Source organism: Ectopseudomonas khazarica, from assembly GCF_017915135.1.
Lineage (GTDB): Bacteria > Pseudomonadota > Gammaproteobacteria > Pseudomonadales > Pseudomonadaceae > Aquipseudomonas > Aquipseudomonas khazarica.
The window spans coordinates 1,666,698-1,684,881 of the sequence record NZ_CP068551.1 but is presented as its reverse complement, the minus strand read 5'-3'; the positions used below and the strand labels follow the sequence as shown (position 1 = coordinate 1,684,881).

Here is an 18,184-nt window from a genome sequence, read left to right as displayed (position 1 = left end):
CCGAACGGCACCGAACTTCAACCCTCGACCAGCATCCACTGCTTGTTCAGGCGCTTGTCCGAAACCGCCATTTTCGTCCCCAGCTGCTGGGCGAACAGCGACACGCGGTACTCCTCCAGCATCCAGCGGTACAGCACCAGCTGCGGGTCGCGCTTGCCTTCCTGGAGGTGCTTGGCGGTGCGCGCCTGGTACTGCTCCCAGTAGCCGCTCAGCTCACCGGTCCACACACGGTCGCGCTGCACCTGCGCGCCGACCTTGTCCAGGCGCTGCTCGATGGCCTTGAGGTAACGCGGTACTTCCTTGAGCCACTCGCCCGGCGTTTCACGCACGAAGCCGGCGTAGACCAGGTTGCCCAGTTGCTGCTTGATATCGTTGAGCGCCATGGCCTGGGCCAGATCGATCTTGCCCTTGAAGCGCTTGAGCAGACCGTGGTGCAGCTTGAGAATCTCCAGCGCCAGGCGGGCGATGCGTTCGGCATGCACCGTCCAGTCGCCACGCTTGCGCTCGGCCAGTTGCGCCAGCGCCGCACCGTCGCGCGGCAGCGTTGCCTCGCCGTCGAGGATGCAGGCATCCAGGCTGGCCAGCAGAATGTCCTCGACCAGCGCCTCGACCCGCCCCAGCTCGCGATACAGCAGGCCCAGCTCGGTCAGCCCCGGCAGCTTGCCGCGCAGGAACTTGGCCTGCTCGCTCAGCTGCTGCAGCAACAGACGCTGCAGGGCACGGCGGTGCTGATAGTCGGCCTCGGCCTGGGTCGGGAAGCGCCCTTCCTTGACCACCCCGGTCTCTTCCACCAGCGCCGGATAAACCGTCATGGAAAGCCCGGCAATCTTCTGCTGAGCCTTCTCGGCGACTTCGGCGAAGGCCTTGGCCTCCACCGTCTTCGGCGCCTTGTCCTGCTGCGGGATGGCCAGCGCGGCCTGGCTGGCCTCGGCGAAACGCGCGGTCAGCTCGGCCAGGTCACGGCCCTCGCCGAGGAACTTGCCACGCGCATCGACCACCTCGATGTTCATCTTCAGGTGGTTCTCCAGACTGTCGGCCGCTTCCGCCCAGGCCTCGTCGGAGACCCGCGCGCCGGTCATGCGCAGCAGCTCGGCGCCCAACGCGTGCGGCAGCGAACCCTGACCGAAGTGCAGCTTGTCCAGCGCCGCACCGACGAAGTCCGGCACCGGTACGAAGTTCTTGCGCAGCGCCTTGGGCAGGCCACGCACCAGCGCCACGCACTTGGCCTCCAGCAGGCCTGGCACCAGCCAACCCAGACGCTCGGGCTGCAATTGCGGCAGCAGCGGCGCCGGCACGCGCAGGGTCACGCCGTCACGCGGGTGATTGGGCTCGAAGTGATAGGACAGCGGCAGTTGCAGCTCGCCGATGTGCAAGGTGTCCGGGTACTGCGCGGCGGTCACCTCCCTGGCATCGCGGGCCAGGGCGTCCTCCTCGCGCATGATCAGGAGCTGTGCATCGCTGGCGCTGCCCTTCTTGTACCAGCTCTCGAAACTGGCGGCCTGGTAGATATCCTGCGGGATGCGCGCCTCGTAGTAACCGAACAGGGTCTCCTCGTCAGCGAGGATGTCACGGCGACGCGACTTCGCTTCCAGCTCGTCGAGGCGTTCGAGCAACTGCCGGTTGGCGGTCAGGCAGCGTACGCGGCTGTTGATCTCGCCACGCACCAGGCCCTCGCGAATGAACATCTCGCGTGCCACCGGCGGATCGATGGGGCCGTAGTGCACGGGCCGGCGACCGACGATGATCAGCCCGTAGAGGGTGACCTGCTCGTACGCCACCACCTGGCCGCGCTTCTTCTCCCAGTGCGGCTCCAGGTGGTTCTTCTTCACCAGATGCGCCGCCAGCGGCTCGATCCAGTCCGGCTCGATCTTCGCCACCATGCGCGCGAACAGCTTGGTGGTTTCCACCAGTTCGGCCGCCATCACCCAGGTGGGCTTCTTGCGCCCGATCACGCTGGACGGATGGATCCAGAAACGCCGCTGACGCGCACCGAGGTAGTCGCCCTCTTCGGTCTTCTGGCCGATCTGGCTGAGCAGGCCGGCGAGAATCGCCTTGTGCACGGCGGCGTAGTTCTTCGCCCGTACCGCCGCCTCGCTGGCCTCGGCCTGCTGGCGGGCGATGGCGTTGACGCGGGTGTCCCTGGTCGGCGTCGGGCTTTGAGCCTTTTCGTAGGGTGGATGGCCGGAGCCATCCACCTGGGTGGACGCGTTATCCGCCTTGCGTGCGCCTTTGCCGCTCAACTGCAGGTCACGGGCGATCAGCACCAGCTGCCGATGCGCATCGCGCCATTCGCGCAGGCGCATGTAATTGAGGAAGTTCTTCTTGCACCAGGTGCGTAGCGGGTTGCTGCCCAGCTCCTGGCGTTTTTCCTCGAAGCCGCGCCACAGGTTGATCAGCGCGGCGAAGTCGGAATCCACGTCCTTCCATTGCGCGTGCGCCTGATCGGCCGCCTGCTGACGATCCATCGGTCGCTCACGCGGGTCCTGCACCGACAGCGCGGCGGCGACGATGAGGATTTCCTCCAGGCTGCCCTGCCTGGCGCCTTCCAGCACCATGCGCCCCAGGCGTGGGTCGATGGGCAGGCGCGCCAGTTGCCGGCCGATGGGGGTCAGCTGGCTTTCGCGGTTGACCGCCGACAGCTCCTGCAGCAGGTTGAAGCCATCGCTGATGGCCTTGCCGTCTGGCGGCTCGATGAAGGGGAAGTCCTCGATGCTGCCCAGGCGCAGGTGCAGCATCTGCAGGATCACCGCCGCCAGGTTGGTACGCAGGATCTCCGGGTCGGTGAACTCGGGACGGCCGAGGAAATCCTCCTCGCTGTACAGGCGGATGCAGATGCCCGGTTCGACCCGGCCGCAGCGGCCCTTGCGCTGGTTGGCGCTGGCCTGCGACACCGCCTCGATGGGCAGACGCTGGACCTTGGCGCGGTAGCTGTAACGGCTGATGCGCGCCGTACCGGAGTCGATCACGTAGCGGATGCCCGGCACCGTCAGCGAAGTTTCCGCTACGTTGGTGGCCAGCACCACCTTGCGCCCCGGCATGGGCGCGAAGATCTTCTGCTGCTCGGCCGGCGTCAGCCGCGCATACAAAGGCAGCACCTCGGTAAAACGCAGATTGGCCTTGCGCAGCACCTCGGCGGCCTCACGAATCTCACGCTCGCCGGGCAGGAATACCAGCACGTCGCCCGGGCGCTTGCCGACGCTCTGTTCGTGCGCGGCGATCTCGTCCAGCGCGGCGAGGATGCCCTGGTCGACGGTGAGGTCATCGAGCAGGCTCTCGCCCTCCTCGTCCACCTCGGCCGCCAGCGGCCGATACCAGGTTTCCACCGGGTAGGTGCGACCGGACACCTCGATGATCGGGGCATCGTTGAAATGTTTGGAGAAGCGCTCCAGATCGATGGTCGCCGAGGTGATGATCAGCTTGAGATCCGGGCGACGCGGCAGCAGGGTCTTCAGGTAGCCGAGCAGGAAGTCGATATTGAGGCTGCGTTCGTGCGCCTCGTCGACGATGAGGGTGTCGTACTTTTCCAGAAAGCGGTCGTGCTGGGTTTCGGCGAGCAGGATGCCGTCGGTCATCAGCTTGATCAGCGTGCCGTCCTTGCTCTGATCCTCGAAGCGCACCTGATAGCCGACCAGCTCGCCCAGCGGCGTGCCGATTTCTTCCGCCACGCGAGTAGCGACACTACGCGCCGCCAGACGACGCGGCTGGGTATGACCGATCAGACCATGCACACCCCGACCGATCTCAAGGCAGATCTTCGGCAACTGGGTGGTCTTGCCCGACCCCGTCTCGCCGGCGATCACCACCACCTGACTCTTTTCCAGCGCGGCCTTGATCTCGTCGCGCTTGGCCGCAATCGGCAGCGCATCGTCGTAACGCATCGCCGGGATGCTGCTGCGCCGCGCTGCGACCTTGTCGCTGGACGCCTGAAAACGCTCCAGCCACTGCGCCAGCTTGGCCTCGTCAGGCTGCTTCTGCAGCTCATGCAACTGCCGGCGCAAGCGATGACGCTCGGCGATCATGACGTGGTCGAGATTGTTCTGCAGGGTGGCGATGTCAGTCATCTGGATCGGGGCAATCAGGGCAAAGGCGGGATTGTCGCAGATTCCGCACCTGGACGCAGAGAGCAGGATTAATGCGGGCGGATCGGGGCGCCGTAGGGCCAACGAACAGTCCATCGACCCATGCTGAAACGGCGCCACAACCTACAGCCAGCACTACCCGACGCGGCCAGAGCCTCCACCTTGGCATTTCGTGCTTTATAAACTACATTCGATCCATGCGAAAAATCGAATCCGCCACCTTCAGAAATTGGCTGAAGAAGCTCAAGGACGACACTGGCAAGGCACGCATCGTGGCCCGGATCAACCGGCTGATGGAAGGCTTGCCAGGCGACGTGGCGCCGGTCGGCCACGGCGTCAGCGAACTGCGGATTCACTATGGTCCCGGCTACAGGGTGTATTTCCACCAGCAAGGCGACACGCTGGTGATTTTGCTCTGCGCAGGCGACAAGGGCAGCCAACGCCGCGACATCGAGGCCGCCCAACAGATCCTGCAGACGTGGAGAAAACGAGATGACTGAAACCTTTAGCGACTTCGACCCCGCCGAATACCTCACCAGCCCCGCAGCCATTGCCGAATTCATGAGCGACGCCCTGGAAACCGGCGATGCCGGCTATATCGCCAAGGCGCTGGGCGTGGTGGCACGCGCCAAAGGCATGACCGAGCTGGCCAGAGAAACCGGCCTGTCCCGCGAGCAGCTTTATCGCTCATTCAGCGAGCACGGCAACCCGACACTGAAAACCATGCTTGCGGTGATGAAGGCGCTGGGGATTGAAATGTCTGCGCGCCCACACGCGCGGTAGCTGGAAAAAAATTTGTCCCCTTTTTCCGCACAAGGCGGCACGTGCCACGCGGCAGCTGCCGCCGCCATTGGCGCCGAAGCGCCGTGCTGACGATGTGACCTGCAGTCAGGCCCCGCCGCTGGCCTGCGGCAGATGCCCGAGCGGCAATGCGGTCTGATCCTTGACCGTCGCGATGGCGAAGTTGCTGCGAATGTCGCTGACGCCTGGCAACTTCAGCAGGGATTCCAGCAGGAAGCGCTCATAGGCCCTGAGGTCCTGGACGACCACCTGCAGCAGGAAGTCCGACTCCCCCGACACCAGATGGCAGGACACCACCTCGTGCAACGCGCTGACGGCCTGGCGAAAGGCCGTGGACGTCTCGTCCTGGTGGCGCTCGACCTTGACGCCGACAAATACGGTCAGCCCCAAGCCGATGCCGTCGCGGTCCAGATCGGCGTGATACCCCCGGATGATGCCGGCTTCCTCGAGCAGGCGTACCCGTCGGAGACAGGGCGACGGCGACAACCCCACTTCCTCGGCGAGCTGCACGTTGGTCAGCCTGGCATCGCGCTGCAGGGCCGCCAGTATTCGTCTGTCCAGATTGTCCAGTTTCACAATTGGCATACTCTTAATTTTATATGAACACCATTGGCATGATATGCCAATGATCAAGACTTCGCAGGTCAAATTAGCAACCCCACGAAATCACTCTGACTGTATGCTTTTTTGCCTGGGTCATCGCAGGGTTGAGTGTGAATATGACGAACCTCGAGTTGTTCATCGGTGCATTGGTCGTGGTGTACGTGGTTCCCGGTCCGGACATGGTGCTGGTGTTGCAGACGTCCAGCATGCAGGGTCGCCGGCACGCCGTGGCGACGGCTCTCGGCCTCGCGCTGATCACTGAAGCCTGCTCGCCGTTGCCTGCATCTTCCACCAGGGCCTATGGTGCTTCCGCCTGCCGCGGCCTGCTGACCAACATCAGCAACCCCAAGGCGCTGCTGTTCTGCTCGGTACTTCTGCCACAGTTCGTCGATGCCAGTGCCGATGTGGCCGGCCAGTTCTTCGTGCTGGGTAGCGTGCTGGTGCTGACCGGCCTGCTTTTCGATCTGCTGTACGCCATGCTGGGCGCGGCGCTCGGGCATTGGATGCGCCGCTGCCCATTGCTGCAGGTGGTACAGCGCTGGACCTTCACCACCTTGCTGATGGGCTTCGGCCTGCGCCTGGCCATGGCGACACGGCCCTGATGAACGCCTGGCATTCAGATCGGCAAACGGTGGATGAAAACAGCGTCATCCACCCTACGGCGCCCTCGGGTAGGGTGGACAACGCGAAGCTTGTCCACCGCTCCTGCGCAACGAAAAAGGGGGCAGACCGGTTCAGTCTGCCCCCTTTTCTATCGCCGCCCTTGTTAGGCCAGCGCAGCCGCTCCCGCCCTGGAGCGCCAGGCAAACCCCAGCACCATCAGCAGCCCCAGCCCCGCCATCGCCGCGCCGGCCAGGGAAATCGCCGGGTAGCCCAGCCCGACCTTGATCACCGCGCCGCCCAGCGCCGCGCCGATGGCGTTACCCAGGTTGAAGGCACCGATGTTCACCGCAGAAGCCAGGTTGGGCGCATCCTTGGCTGCCTCCATCACGCGCATCTGCAGCGGCGGCACGATGGCGAAGCTGGCGATGCCCCAGATCAGGATGGCCACGGCAGCCGGCAGCGGCCAGCGCATCAGCACGGTGAACGCCAGCAGCACCAGGATCAGTGCACTCAACGAGACGATCAGGGTGCGGTCTACCGAACGGTCCGCCGCCTTGCCACCCCACATGTTGCCCAGCGTCAGGCCCACGCCGTACAGCACCAGCATGGCGGTGATGAAGGCGGTCGAGGCATGGGTTTCGCTGCTGAGGATCGGTGCGATATAGGTGAATACGGTGAACATGGCACTCGAACCGACCACCGTCAGCGCCAGCGCGGCCAGCACCGGGCCTCGGCCCAGCACGCGGATTTCGGCCAGCACGCCATCGCTCTTCGGCAGTGGCACGTTGGGCAGGGCGAACCACAGCGCCAGCATCGCCAGCACGCCCAGGCCGGTAATGCCCCAGAACGCGGTGCGCCAGCCGAACACTTCGCCAAACCAGGCGGCCAGCGGCACGCCGCCGATGGTCGCCAGGGTCAGGCCCATGAACATCGCCGCCACCGCGCCGGCGCGCTTGTCCGGCGCCACCACGCTGGCGGCGACGATGGAGCCGACGCCGAAGAAGGCGCCGTGGTTCAGCGAGGTCACCACCCGGGCAGTCAGCAGGGTGTAGTAGTCGGTGGCCAGGGCCGACATCAGGTTGCCCAGGGTGAAGATGGCCATCAGGCCGATCAGCAGGTAGCGCCGGGGAATCCTGCCGGTGGTCAGGGTCATCAGCGGCGCGCCGAGCAGCACGCCCAGCGCATAGGCGCTGACCAGCAGCCCGGCGGCGGGAATGGAAACGCCGAGATCGGCGGCGATACCCGGCAACATGCCCATGGGCGAGAACTCGGTGACGCCGATGCCGAAGGCACCGATGGCGAGTGCAACAAGGGGTGGATTGATACGCATGCAAAGGCTCCTCATCTATGCCGCGAATGCTAGGATCCAAACCTTGAACGCGGTAGATGGCATTTCTGGCAAACACCTTTGCTTACGGAGCACAAATGGATTTCAACGGCAGGTCAGGCGAAATGCTCGTGTTCGTCACCGTCGCGGAGCAAGGCAGCCTGTCGGCCGCCGCTCGCGCACTGGGGCTGACACCTTCGGCCGTCAGCCGGATCATCGCGCGCACCGAACAACGGCTCGGCACCCGCCTGCTGCTGCGCACCACCCGCGCGCTCACATTCACCGCCGAGGGTGAAGCCTACCTGCGCGGCGCGCGGCGCATCCTCGCCGACCTGGCGGAAGTCGAAGAGGCCGTTGCCGATCAGGGCGTACCACGGGGCCGCCTGCGTGTGAGTGCAGCCCTCGGCCATGGCCGGATGACCATCGTGCCGCTGGTCGCGGCCTTCATTGCCCGCTATCCGAACATCACCGTCGACCTGTCGCTGGGCGACGAGGTGGTCGACATTCTCGGCGGCCAGGCCGACGTGGCGGTGCGCTTCGGCCACCTGCCCGACAGCCCGCTGACTGCCCGCCGCATCGGTGAAACCGGCCAGGTGGTGGTGGCCTCCCCCGCTTACCTGGAACGCCATGGCACACCGCAGCAACCGGAAGACCTGCTGCAGCACAACTGCCTGCGCTTCAACTTCCGCCGCGCCGAGCCCAACTGGCCCTTCATCCGCGAGGGCCAGGGGTTTTCCCTGAAGGTCTGCGGCAACATCGCATGCAGCAGCGGCGAGGCGCTGGCGCAACTCGCCCGCGAGGGTGCGGGCATCACGCGCATCGGCGAGTTCAGCGTGACCGAGGACCTGCAACGCGGCGATCTCGTGCCACTGCTGCAGGCCTTCAACCCCGGCGACCGGGAACCGATTCACGCAGTGTTCGTCGGTGGCACCGCCATGCCGGCGCGGGTGCGGGTATTCGTGGATTTCCTGGTTGAACAGCACAGCATGTGAACGACGCAAGCGTAGCGAACCAGCGAACCGACGACGACTCAGGGAGCACGGGGCAGCAGCGCTGCTGCCAGCTCGTCCAGATCGACAGAGGCACGATTGAGATAGAACTCGGCTCCGCCGCTGCCAGCGATGCGGCCGTTGGCCGCCTGCTGCAGTAGCGGACGCACGAACAGGTAGCTGGCCCTTATCTTCGTCAACAGCTCGGCCTGATCGACGTGACGCGCAAGCAACGTCTCGAAACGCCGGACGATCGCCTGGTCGAGGTCCCGTGCCCGCTCAGGCGTGAGTGTCAGGCCGCTCTTTCGTGGCAGTGGATACAGCCGAATCTGGTAGTCCAGCAGAAGCGCGGCCAGCGCCTGGCTCTGCACCTGCAGCTCGGCGGCAGCCGGATCAGGCTTCGCACCGGCATAGACGACTGAGACGGCCTGATGCAGTTGTTGCTGATGGTCGAGCAGTTGCTGAATCAGCTCCGGGTAGCGTTCGCGCTCGGCTGCCGGCAGATGATCGAGGGTGTCGAAAACCGCCTTGATGGCCCGCAACGGCTGCGCAAAGGCTTCTGGCTGGCCGAGCTGCACCCAGTAGGTCTCCATCAGGTTCAGATGCTCGTAGGTAGCGCTCAGGCCTCGCGAGTCGGGTCTGCGCTCCGCCGGATTGAAGTAGAGCATCGCACTCGCGCACATCAGTTGGCTGCGACTGAGGATCTCGCTCAAGGTCCCCGCGCTGCGGGCGTCCCCCCAGACCAGCGGACAGATCAGGCATAGCAGCAATAGCAGCGATGGCGTTCGCACAGTCCTTACCCTCGGTTCTTGTTCTTGTGGCGGTCTACGCGCTGCAGCAAGCAGGCCATTGCCGCAGTACGGTGACCAGCAACGCAGCAGGGTTCCTGGATGGACCAGAGGTCACCGACCGATGCCTGGACAATAATTGCGCCCCAAGCAGGCGACATACTCCAAATGAGGGGCGACAGGCCTGTCCCTGGCATGGGGCCAATATTCACGCGGGGTGAGAGTCGGACCTGGACGCCTGCATCGCACAGGGGGCGATCCATGCCGTCACGAGCCTGGATCAGCGGCTCGGCTGACGGAACGCCAGGAAACGGCGGCAGCGTCCCCACGGGCAATTGCCCGGCGCATGGCGACGCGGAATATCACGGGCGCGGGCCCAGGCAGGAGCGCAGCCGCACCACCTAGCCCTGCGCCTCCTCCTCGCGCGCCTTCACCCCCGCCAGCAACTTGCCATGCAACGCATGCAACGTTCGCTGCTCGTCGGCGGTCAACCCTGCAAGCACGCGCTGCAGGTTGGCCACGTGCGCCGTGATGATGCCGTCGATCAGCTCGAAGCCCGCCGCCGTCAGCGCCACCAGGACACCGCGGCGGTCGCTGGGATGCTTGCGCCGCTCGATCAGACCGGCCTTTTCCAGGCGGTCGATGCGGCTGGTCATGCCCCCCGAGGAAATCATCGCGCTCTCGTACAGCGCAGTCGGCATCAACGCATAGGGTTCACCCGAACGGCGCAGGGTAGCGAGCAGGTCGAACTCACCGGCCTGCAGGCCATGCTCGGCGAAGAACGGCAGCAGGTGATCGCGGCTGATCAGCAGGCTCAACTCCCCCAGGCGGCCAATGACGGCCATGGAGAAAGCATCGAGATCGGGTCGTTGCTGCTGCCACTGCTCGGCAGCCAGTTGTGCGCGGTCTTGCATGTCGCCCTCGATTTATCTTGCCATCAAGATACTTTTCAAAAAGAATGTCGCCATCGTAACGTATTCACGCCAAGGAGGCATCCCCATGCCAGGTTCACGCTCCAGATCATTTCTGGCCCTGTCACTGCTGTTCATCATCGGCGCGCTGATGGGACTGACCACCAATCTGGTGAAGATCGCCGGCACGCAGGGCTGGCCACCTCTCGCCTACCTGCTGTGGAGCCTGCTCGGCAGTGGCCTGCTGCTGCTTGCGCTCAGCTGGCTGCGCGGTGAGCGGCCCGGCCTGGGCGCCACCTCGCTGCGCTACTACCTGGCCTCCGGTCTGCTCAGCATCACCCTGCCCAATGGCCTGATGTTCAGCTCGATCCCGCACGTCGGCGCCGGCTTCGCGGCCATGTGCCTGGCCTTTCCGCCCCTGGTTACCTACCTGCTGGCCCTGGCCCTGCGCATGGAGGGCCCCAGCCGGATTCGCCTGCTGGGCATCTGCGTCGGCCTGCTCGGCAGCGTGCTGCTGGCGCTGGGCAAACTGCACAGCGGCGACAGCCCCTACCTGTGGGTGCTGGCGGCGCTCTGCGTGCCGGTGTTCCTCGCCCTGGGCAACATCTACCGCTCCCGCTACTGGCCACAAGGTGCCAGCCCGCTGTCTCTGGCGCCCGGCATGCTGCTCGGCGGCGCCTTGCTGCTGCTCCCCCTGAGCGGGCTGGGGTTCGATCTGCAACCCCGTCTGCACGATGCCACCGCGATCGCTCTGCTGGCCGGACAGATGGCCCTGTTCGCCATGGTCTACGCGCTGTTCTTCGTGCTGCAGAAGCTCGCCGGCGCGGTGTTCCTCAGCCAGATAGGCTCGGTGGCGGCGATCATCGGCGCGGCCATGGCCATCGGCCTGTTCGGTGAGAACGGCAGCCTGTCGATGCTGCTGGCCGCCGTGTGCATCGTCGGTGGCGTGCTGCTGGTCGCCTCGCGCGGTACCAAGGAGGCCCAAGCATGAAACGCCAGGCTCTGTTACTGCTCGCCATCGTCCTGCTCGGCCTCAACCTGCGGCCGGCGCTGGCAGCCATCGGCCCGCTGCTCGACCGCATCCAGCGCGATACCGGACTGGATCACGTCGCCGCCAGCCTGCTGACCAGCGTGCCCGTGGTCATCATGGGGCTCGGGGCGCTGGCCTGCGGCCCTCTGCGCAGGCGCCTTGGCGACAACGGCGGGATTCTGCTCGGTGTGCTGCTGATCGCCCTCGCCTCACTGCTGCGCGGTCTGTTGCCCGCAGCCTCTACGCTGCTCGTAAGTGCGGTGCTGGCTGGCGCGGGCATCGCCTTCGTCCAGGCCCTGCTACCCGGTCTGATCAAGTCGCGCTTCGCCGCCGACAGTGGCCGCCTGATCGGCTTCTACAGCTGCGCGATCATGGCCGGTGCTGCGTTCGGTGCGGCCTTCACCCCCTGGCTGGCCCAGTCGCTGGGCTGGGCCTGGGCCCTGGCAGGCTGGACGCTGCCCGCCCTGCTGGCGGCAGCGGTGTGGCGTCGCGCCGCGCCCTCCACTGGCGCAAGCGCCGTCGTCAGCACCCCGCCACTGGTGACCTGGCGCTGGCCCCGGGCCTGGCTGCTGATGAGCTTCTTCGGCATCGGCACCGCCGGCTACACCCTGGTGCTGGCCTGGCTGCCGCCCTACTACACCGCCCTGGGCTGGAGCGCCCAGGCCAGTGGCCTGCTGCTGGCCGCGCTGACCCTGTGCGAGGTCGTCGCCGGTCTGCTGCTATCCAGCCTGCTGCCGCGCTTTCCTGACCGCCGGCCGCTGCTGGCGGCGGTGCTGCTGTCGCTGCTGGCCGGCCTGATCGGCCTGCAGCTGGCGCCGGAAACCCTGGTGGTGCCCGTCGCCCTGCTCCTCGGTGTCGGTATCGGCGGCCTGTTCCCGCTGTCGCTGGTGGTGGCCCAGGATCACCTGGACGATCCGCGGCAGACGGCGGATCTGCTGGCTTTCGTCCAGGGCGGCGGCTATCTGATCGCGGCGTGCGCACCGCTGCTGGCGGGTCTGCTACGGCACTACAGCACGGACCTGAGCCTGAGCTGGCAGCTGATGGCGCTGGCCACCCTGGTGCTGATGGTCATGGCCGTGCGCTTCAGCCCGCCCCGGCAACAGAGTCCGCTGGACGCGCTGACGGACTGAAGCGCCCGGCGCTCAGACGCGGAACTGGCCGACCAGGCCCTGCAGGCGCCCGCCCAGGCCGTCGAGATCACGAGCGGCCTGCGCGCCCTGCTCCGCATCGCTGGCGACCTCGTCCACCGCGACGGCAATCTGGTGCACGCTGCGGTTGATCTCTTCAGCCACGGCGGTCTGCTCCTCGGCAGCACTGGCGATCTGCGCGTTCATCGAGTTGATGGTGCCGATCAACACCGCGATGCTGTCCAGCGCCTCGCCGGCATGGCTGGCCTGCTCGCGGGTGCTCTCTCCCATCTGACTGGCCCGCTGCATCGCCGCCACGGCCTCGCCCGTGGCATTCTGCAAACGGTCGATCATGCCCTGGATCTCCCCAGTGCTCTGCTGGGTACGGCTGGCCAGGGCGCGGACCTCATCGGCCACCACGGCGAAGCCACGCCCCGCCTCACCGGCTCGCGCAGCCTCGATGGCCGCATTGAGCGCCAGCAGGTTGGTCTGGTCGGCGATCGCACGAATCACCTCCAGCACGCTGACGATGCCCTGTACGTCGCGACGCAGGCTGTCCAGCGACTCGCTGCTGCTGCGCACCTCGCCGACCAGGTCGTGGATGTGGGCGATGCTGCCATCCACCACGCGCTTGGCATCCTGGCCCTGCTGATCGGTCTCGCGCGCCGCCTCGGCGGCACGCTGGGCACTCTGCGCCACTTCGTGGGCCGCAGCGGACATCTCGTTGATGGCGGTGGCGACCTGATCGGTCTCCTGACGCTGCCCGGCCATCGCCTGTTCGGAGCGTTGCGCCTGACTGGACACGCCACCGACCAGACCGAAGAGCTGATCGGTGGTCACCGATACCTGCTGCACCAACGCATGAATCTTGGCGACGAAGGCGTTGAACGAACTCGCCAGCTCGCCCAGCTCATCCTGGCTGGTAACCGGCAGGCGCTGGGTCAGGTCGCCCTCCCCGGCCGCCATGTCATCGAGCTTGCTCTTGATCAGCTGCACCGGCTTGGTGATCGACGCCGCCAGCGGCAGGGACAGCAGGGCCAGCACCAGCAGCAGGCCGATCGCGGAGCCGGCCATGACCATCAGCAGGCGGTCGACGCTGTGCTGGAACTGCGCCCGCGCCGCCTGGACATCCCGCTCGACCCCGTCGAGATTGACCGAGGTGCCGAAGACCATCTTCCACTTGGGCAGGTAGTGCGAGTAACCGACCTTGGCCACCAGCACCTTGCCGTCGCCCAGCACGAAGGCGTAGTCGACGTAGTGGCTGCTATCCATGCCGGCTCGCACCAGCTCGCGAATGGCATAGACGCCATTGGGGTCGCGGTAGCCGCTGAAGTCCTCGCCGATGCGGTCGTTGGTGTTGCCCTGCAGCACGCGATGGACGTTGCTGTCGTAGCCCCAGAAATAGCCATCCGCCCCGTAGGACAGGCGCTTGAGCACCTCCACGGCCTGGGCGCGCGCGTTCATGTCGCCATCGGCGGAGGCCTGGTACAGCGGATCGATCGCGTTGACCGCCAGTTCCACGTACTGCTTGATCTCCGCCTTGCGGTCCGCCACCAGCTTGGCTCGGGTCTGCGCCTCCTGCTGGTCGGCCAGATTGCCGAGGACGACGAACGCGATGGAGCTGAGCAGCAGGGTCAACAGGCAGATAGGACCAAACGCCAGCAGCAGCACTTTGGAACGCAGACGCAGAGAGAAGATCATGGGCAGTACACCTTTACCGGCGCTTTGATGTTATAGAGCCGGCATATTGCCAATATGACGGCGTCAAAAAAACAGAGAAAAGCAAAAACTGGTATGACCAGCCTCGTCTCATAATGGAATGACTATCCCGTATCTGGTCACGGAGTGCCTGATCAGGATCAATGGTCATGCCGGCAGCAGCGCATCTCGCTGGTGCCTGCGATCCCCTCGGGGCGGCCTGCACCGCCGCGTGCACGGCCGGCAGGATTGCCTGCCAGGAATGACGGGCAATAAAAAACCCGCCGTAGCGGGTTTTTCGTTCAACGCGGTCGCGTCACTTCTTGCCCAGTTTCTTCAGCTCTTCGTCACGCAGCTCGCGGCGCAGGATCTTGCCGACGTTGGTGGTGGGTAGCACGTCGCGGAACTCCACGGCCTTGGGCACCTTGTAGCCGGTCAGGTTGGCGCGCATGTGCTCCATCACCTGTTCCTTGGTCAGGCTCTCGCCCGGCTTGACCACCACGAACACCTTGATCGCCTCGCCGGACTTCTCGTCCGGCACGCCGATGGCCGCGCACTGCAGCACGCCCGGCAGGGTCGCCAGGACGTCTTCCAGTTCGTTCGGATAGACGTTGAAGCCGGACACCAGAATCATGTCCTTCTTGCGGTCGACGATACGCAGGTAGCCGTCTTCCTGGATCAGGCCGATATCGCCGGTCTTCAGCCAGCCGTCGGCATCGAGGATCTCGTCGGTCGCTTCCTGGCGCTGCCAGTAGCCCTTCATCACCTGCGGCCCTTTCACGCACAGCTCACCGATCTCGCCGATGGCCAGGTCCTGGCCTTCGTCGTTGATGGTCTTGCACAGGGTCGAAGGCAGCGGAATGCCGATGGTGCCCAGCTGGATGGCGCTGAACGGGTTGACCGTGGCCACCGGGCTGGTCTCGGTCATGCCGAAGCCTTCGCAGATGGCGCAACCGGTGACTTCCTTCCAGCGCTCCGCCGTGGCCAGTTGCAGGGCCATGCCGCCGGAGAAGGTCGCCTTCAGGCTGGAGAAGTCCAGCTTGCGGAAGTCTTCGTTGTTGCACAGGGCAACGAACAGGGTGTTGAGGCCGACGAACCCGGTGAAGCGGTACTTGGCCAGGTCCTTGACCACCGACGGCAGGTCGCGCGGGTTGGTCAGCAGGACGTTGTGGCCACCGATCAGCATCATCGCCATGCAATGGAAGGTAAAGGCGTAGATGTGGTACAGCGGCAGCGGCGCGATCAGCACCTCGCAACCCTCATCGAGGTTGGCGCCCATCAGCTCCTTGACCTGCAGCATGTTGGCGACCAGGTTGCGGTGCGTGAGCATCGCGCCCTTGGCCACGCCGGTGGTACCGCCGGTGTACTGCAGCACGGCGATATCGCCGTTGCTCGGCTTGGCTTCGTTGAAGCTCTGGCCACGGCCCTTGGCCAGGGCGTCATTGAGCTTGATGGCGTGCGGCAGGTTGTAGGCCGGCACCATTTTCTTCACGTGCTTGATCACGAAGTTGACCAGCAGACGCTTGAACGTCGGCAGCATGTCGCCCACTTCGGTGACCAGGACGGTCTTCACCCCGGTCTTCGGCACCACCTGTTCGGCCAGGTGCGCCATGTTGGCCAGGCAGATCAGCGCCTTGGCGCCGGAGTCGTTGAACTGATGTTCCATTTCCCGCGCGGTGTACAGCGGGTTGGTGTTGACCACCACCAGGCCGGCACGCATGGCGCCGAAAACCACGACGGGGTACTGCAGCACGTTGGGCAGCTGCACGGCGATGCGATCGCCCGGCTTGAGGTCGGTGTGCTGCTGCAGATAGGCCGCGAAATCACCGGAGAGCTGGTAGATCTCGCCGTAGGTGAGCGTCTTGCCCAGGTTGCTGAAAGCAGGCTTGTCGGCGAAGCGTTGGCAGGACTCTTTCAATACCGCGAGGATGTTCGGGTACTGGTCGGGATTGATTTCGGCAGCGACCCCAACGGGATACTTGTCCTTCCAGAAGTTTTCGGTCATGGAAGCCCACTCCTAAGCAACAGCTGATCTTCACCGCGCGCAGGCGGTTGTTTGTTGTGTGTTTAGCTCGCTTTCCCGCTGGCCAGGGGCCCGGAAGCGCGCCGAGAGTAGCAGCTTTACCAGAGGCTCACCAGCACCAAGCATGGCCTGCGGAGTCAGAAAAATGACCAGAAAACACCATCCAGTCACAACCAAACTTTCGCTCTGAGAATCGAACAAAGGCCTCTAGCTCGGCTTTTACAGCGCGCAGAGCCTAACCTGAACAGGCGTCAGGCACAGTGCTGGGCTCGACGAAACGAGGCATGCCACCCTGCCGGTGGTTACCAAATCACAACAAATGCTCCGCCGTGCTGGCGGACAGAGGCGGGAAAACCTCTCCCCCGGGCCGGGGGAGAGGTTTCGGCTCAGGCGATGTCGCGCAGCTCGCGACGCAGGATCTTGCCCACCGGCGTCATCGGCAGGGCGTCCTTGAACACGATGTGCTTGGGCACCTTGTAGCCGGTGAAGTTTTCCTTGCAGTAGGCCTTGAGCTCTTCCACGGTCACCCCGCCATCGCGCGGCACCACGAACAGCTTGACCACTTCCCCGGACTTCTCGTCCGGCACGCCGATGGCCGCGCAGCTGGCGACCTTCGGGTGCGCCATGACCACGTCCTCGATCTCGTTGGGATACACGTTGAAGCCGGAGACGATGATCATGTCCTTCTTGCGGTCGACGATGCGCACGAAGCCATCCGGGTCGATCACGGCGATATCGCCGGTCTTGAACCAGCCGTCGGCATCCAGCACCTCGGCCGTGGCCTCCTCGCGCTGCCAGTAGCCCTTCATCACCTGCGGCCCCTGAATGCACAGCTCGCCACGATCGCCCAGGGGCTGCTCGTTGCCCTCGTCGTCGATCACCTTGAACGCGGTACCCGGCACCGGAATGCCAACGGTGCCCAGGCGCGCCTTGTCGCCATAGGGGTTGGTACTGGCGACCGGCGAAGTCTCGGTCAGGCCGTAGCCCTCCACCACGGTGCAACCGGTCATCTGCTGCCAGCGCTCGGCGGTGGCCTTGACCAGCGCGGTACCGCCGGAGTTGGTGACCTTGAGGTGGGAGAAATCGAGGTTCTTGAACTCGGGATGATCCATCAGCGCGACGAACAGGGTATTCAGGCCCAGCAGGGCGGAGAACTTCCATTTGCCCAGTTCCTTGACGAAACCGGGGATGTCGCGCGGGTTGGTGATCAGCACGTTATGGTTGCCGTTGACCATCATGCACATGCAGTTCGCGGTGAAGGCATAGATGTGGTACAGCGGCAGCGGCGCGATCATGATCTCCTGGCCCTGCTTCATCAGCGGCGTGCCGTCCGGGCCGAGCTGCGACAGGCAGGCATCGACCTGCAGCATGTTCGCCACCAGGTTGCCGTGCGTGAGCATCGCGCCCTTGGCCACGCCGGTGGTGCCACCGGTGTACTGCAGCACGGCGACATCCTCGTGGCTGGCGGTGACCGGCGCCAGCGCCTGGCCATGCCCCTGCCTGAGCACCTGCTTGAAGGCGATGGCCTGCGGCAGGTGGTAGTCGGGCACCATCTTCTTGACCTTCTTCACCACGGTGTTGACCAGCCAGCCCTTGAGGCTTGGCAGCAGGTCACCCATCCGCGCTTCGATCAGGTACTCGATCTCGGTGTCCGGCAGCACTTCCTGGACCAGCTTGCCGAACATGTTCAGGTACACCAGCGCACGCACGCCGGCGTCCTTGAACTGGTGACGCATCTCGCGCGCGGTGTACAGCGGGTTGGTGTTGACCACGATGAGGCCGGCGCGCATGGCGCCGAACACGGCGATCGGGTACTGCAGCACGTTGGGCATCTGCACGGCGATGCGGTCGCCCGGCTTGAGGTCGGTGTGCTTCTGCAGGTAGGCGGCGAAGGCAGCGGAGAGACGGTCCAGCTCGGCGTAGGTCAGCGTGACACCGAGGTTGCTGAAGGCAGGGCGGTCAGCGAAACGCTTGCAGGAGCGCTCGAAGACTTCGATCACCGACTTGTAGCTGGACAGGTCGATATCGTTGGGCACGCCAGGGGCGCGTTTGTCGTTCCAGAAATCAGGTTGCATTGTTCTTGTCCTCTTCCCCTGAAGTGATCTGACTGGCCGGAAAGTAGCAGCTTAGAGCTGAACCGCATATAGCTCGAAGGCGTCATTGATGGGCTGAATTTCGCAATAAATGTAGCGATTCGTAACCGAT

Annotated in this window: 14 protein-coding genes; 6 read left to right on the top strand and 8 right to left on the bottom strand. The window is 65.0% G+C overall.

Annotation, left to right across the window (positions count from 1 at the left end; genetic code table 11):
• Positions 1 to 17: 17 nt before the first annotated feature.
• Entirely contained in the window at positions 18 to 4,061 is a 4,044-nt protein-coding gene (gene hrpA / locus JLK41_RS07830; RefSeq protein WP_210390712.1) for an ATP-dependent RNA helicase HrpA, read from the bottom strand.
• A gap of 215 nt (positions 4,062 to 4,276) precedes the next feature.
• On the opposite strand from hrpA, the gene JLK41_RS07825 reads away from it, so the two are divergent.
• Positions 4,277 to 4,579, top strand: coding sequence for a type II toxin-antitoxin system RelE/ParE family toxin (locus JLK41_RS07825; protein WP_150608788.1), 303 nt, complete (start codon positions 4,277 to 4,279; stop codon positions 4,577 to 4,579).
• Entirely contained in the window at positions 4,572 to 4,862 is a 291-nt protein-coding gene (locus JLK41_RS07820) for an addiction module antidote protein (RefSeq protein ID WP_037048838.1), read from the top strand. The genes JLK41_RS07825 and JLK41_RS07820 overlap by 8 nt, the downstream gene beginning before the upstream one ends.
• A gap of 105 nt (positions 4,863 to 4,967) precedes the next feature.
• Here the strand turns inward: JLK41_RS07820 and JLK41_RS07815 are convergent, their stop codons facing one another.
• Positions 4,968 to 5,465 (bottom strand): Lrp/AsnC family transcriptional regulator, encoded by a 498-nt coding sequence (locus JLK41_RS07815; RefSeq protein WP_037048840.1) that lies wholly within the window; start codon positions 5,463 to 5,465, stop codon positions 4,968 to 4,970.
• A 134-nt stretch (positions 5,466 to 5,599) separates the two neighbouring features.
• Between JLK41_RS07815 and JLK41_RS07810 the strand changes: the two genes are divergently transcribed.
• Positions 5,600 to 6,085 (top strand): LysE family translocator, encoded by a 486-nt coding sequence (locus JLK41_RS07810; protein WP_210390711.1) that lies wholly within the window; start codon positions 5,600 to 5,602, stop codon positions 6,083 to 6,085.
• A gap of 164 nt (positions 6,086 to 6,249) precedes the next feature.
• Here JLK41_RS07810 and JLK41_RS07805 read toward each other — a convergent pair whose 3' ends face one another.
• Positions 6,250 to 7,416 (bottom strand): MFS transporter, encoded by a 1,167-nt coding sequence (locus JLK41_RS07805; RefSeq protein ID WP_037048844.1) that lies wholly within the window; start codon positions 7,414 to 7,416, stop codon positions 6,250 to 6,252.
• Between the two features lie 95 nt (positions 7,417 to 7,511).
• Between JLK41_RS07805 and JLK41_RS07800 the strand changes: the two genes are divergently transcribed.
• Entirely contained in the window at positions 7,512 to 8,405 is an 894-nt protein-coding gene (locus JLK41_RS07800) for a LysR family transcriptional regulator (RefSeq protein ID WP_210390710.1), read from the top strand.
• Between the two features lie 38 nt (positions 8,406 to 8,443).
• On the opposite strand, the gene JLK41_RS07795 is transcribed toward JLK41_RS07800, so the two are convergent.
• Positions 8,444 to 9,115, bottom strand: a complete 672-nt coding sequence (locus JLK41_RS07795; protein ID WP_210390709.1) for a hypothetical protein — start codon at positions 9,113 to 9,115, stop codon at positions 8,444 to 8,446.
• Positions 9,116 to 9,591: 476 nt separating this feature from the next.
• Positions 9,592 to 10,104: a MarR family winged helix-turn-helix transcriptional regulator gene (locus JLK41_RS07790; protein ID WP_150608780.1), complete on the bottom strand. Its 513-nt coding sequence runs from the start codon at positions 10,102 to 10,104 to the stop codon at positions 9,592 to 9,594.
• Between the two features lie 85 nt (positions 10,105 to 10,189).
• Between JLK41_RS07790 and JLK41_RS07785 the strand changes: the two genes are divergently transcribed.
• Together JLK41_RS07785 and JLK41_RS07780 are read left to right on the top strand one after the other, a co-directional pair.
• On the top strand, positions 10,190 to 11,092 hold the full coding sequence (locus JLK41_RS07785) for a DMT family transporter (protein WP_210390708.1): 903 nt from the start codon (positions 10,190 to 10,192) through the stop codon (positions 11,090 to 11,092).
• Positions 11,089 to 12,261 (top strand): cyanate transporter, encoded by a 1,173-nt coding sequence (locus JLK41_RS07780; protein ID WP_210390707.1) that lies wholly within the window; start codon positions 11,089 to 11,091, stop codon positions 12,259 to 12,261. Before JLK41_RS07785 ends, JLK41_RS07780 begins: the two co-directional genes overlap by 4 nt.
• A gap of 12 nt (positions 12,262 to 12,273) precedes the next feature.
• Here the strand turns inward: JLK41_RS07780 and JLK41_RS07775 are convergent, their stop codons facing one another.
• From JLK41_RS07775 to fadD2, 3 genes are all read right to left on the bottom strand, one after another.
• Positions 12,274 to 13,959 carry a methyl-accepting chemotaxis protein gene (locus JLK41_RS07775; RefSeq protein WP_210390706.1) on the bottom strand — a complete coding sequence of 562 codons (1,686 nt, stop codon included), beginning with the start codon at positions 13,957 to 13,959 and terminating at the stop codon, positions 12,274 to 12,276.
• A 313-nt stretch (positions 13,960 to 14,272) separates the two neighbouring features.
• On the bottom strand, positions 14,273 to 15,961 hold the full coding sequence (gene fadD1, locus JLK41_RS07770; protein ID WP_037048860.1) for a long-chain-fatty-acid--CoA ligase FadD1: 1,689 nt from the start codon (positions 15,959 to 15,961) through the stop codon (positions 14,273 to 14,275).
• A 404-nt stretch (positions 15,962 to 16,365) separates the two neighbouring features.
• Entirely contained in the window at positions 16,366 to 18,054 is a 1,689-nt protein-coding gene (gene fadD2 / locus JLK41_RS07765) for a long-chain-fatty-acid--CoA ligase FadD2 (protein ID WP_037048861.1), read from the bottom strand.
• Positions 18,055 to 18,184: the final 130 nt, after the last annotated feature.

Coding starts and splice junctions, on each gene's coding strand:
- JLK41_RS07805 (WP_037048844.1), bottom strand. CDS start 7,416: ATGCGTATCAATCCACCCCTTGTTGCACTCGCCATCGGTGCCTTCGGC.
- hrpA (WP_210390712.1), bottom strand. CDS start 4,061: ATGACTGACATCGCCACCCTGCAGAACAATCTCGACCACGTCATGATC.
- JLK41_RS07790 (WP_150608780.1), bottom strand. CDS start 10,104: ATGCAAGACCGCGCACAACTGGCTGCCGAGCAGTGGCAGCAGCAACGA.
- JLK41_RS07810 (WP_210390711.1), top strand. CDS start 5,600: ATGACGAACCTCGAGTTGTTCATCGGTGCATTGGTCGTGGTGTACGTG.
- JLK41_RS07825 (WP_150608788.1), top strand. CDS start 4,277: ATGCGAAAAATCGAATCCGCCACCTTCAGAAATTGGCTGAAGAAGCTC.
- JLK41_RS07785 (WP_210390708.1), top strand. CDS start 10,190: ATGCCAGGTTCACGCTCCAGATCATTTCTGGCCCTGTCACTGCTGTTC.
- fadD2 (WP_037048861.1), bottom strand. CDS start 18,054: ATGCAACCTGATTTCTGGAACGACAAACGCGCCCCTGGCGTGCCCAAC.
- JLK41_RS07800 (WP_210390710.1), top strand. CDS start 7,512: ATGGATTTCAACGGCAGGTCAGGCGAAATGCTCGTGTTCGTCACCGTC.
- JLK41_RS07780 (WP_210390707.1), top strand. CDS start 11,089: ATGAAACGCCAGGCTCTGTTACTGCTCGCCATCGTCCTGCTCGGCCTC.
- fadD1 (WP_037048860.1), bottom strand. CDS start 15,961: ATGACCGAAAACTTCTGGAAGGACAAGTATCCCGTTGGGGTCGCTGCC.
- JLK41_RS07775 (WP_210390706.1), bottom strand. CDS start 13,959: ATGATCTTCTCTCTGCGTCTGCGTTCCAAAGTGCTGCTGCTGGCGTTT.
- JLK41_RS07815 (WP_037048840.1), bottom strand. CDS start 5,465: ATGCCAATTGTGAAACTGGACAATCTGGACAGACGAATACTGGCGGCC.
- JLK41_RS07820 (WP_037048838.1), top strand. CDS start 4,572: ATGACTGAAACCTTTAGCGACTTCGACCCCGCCGAATACCTCACCAGC.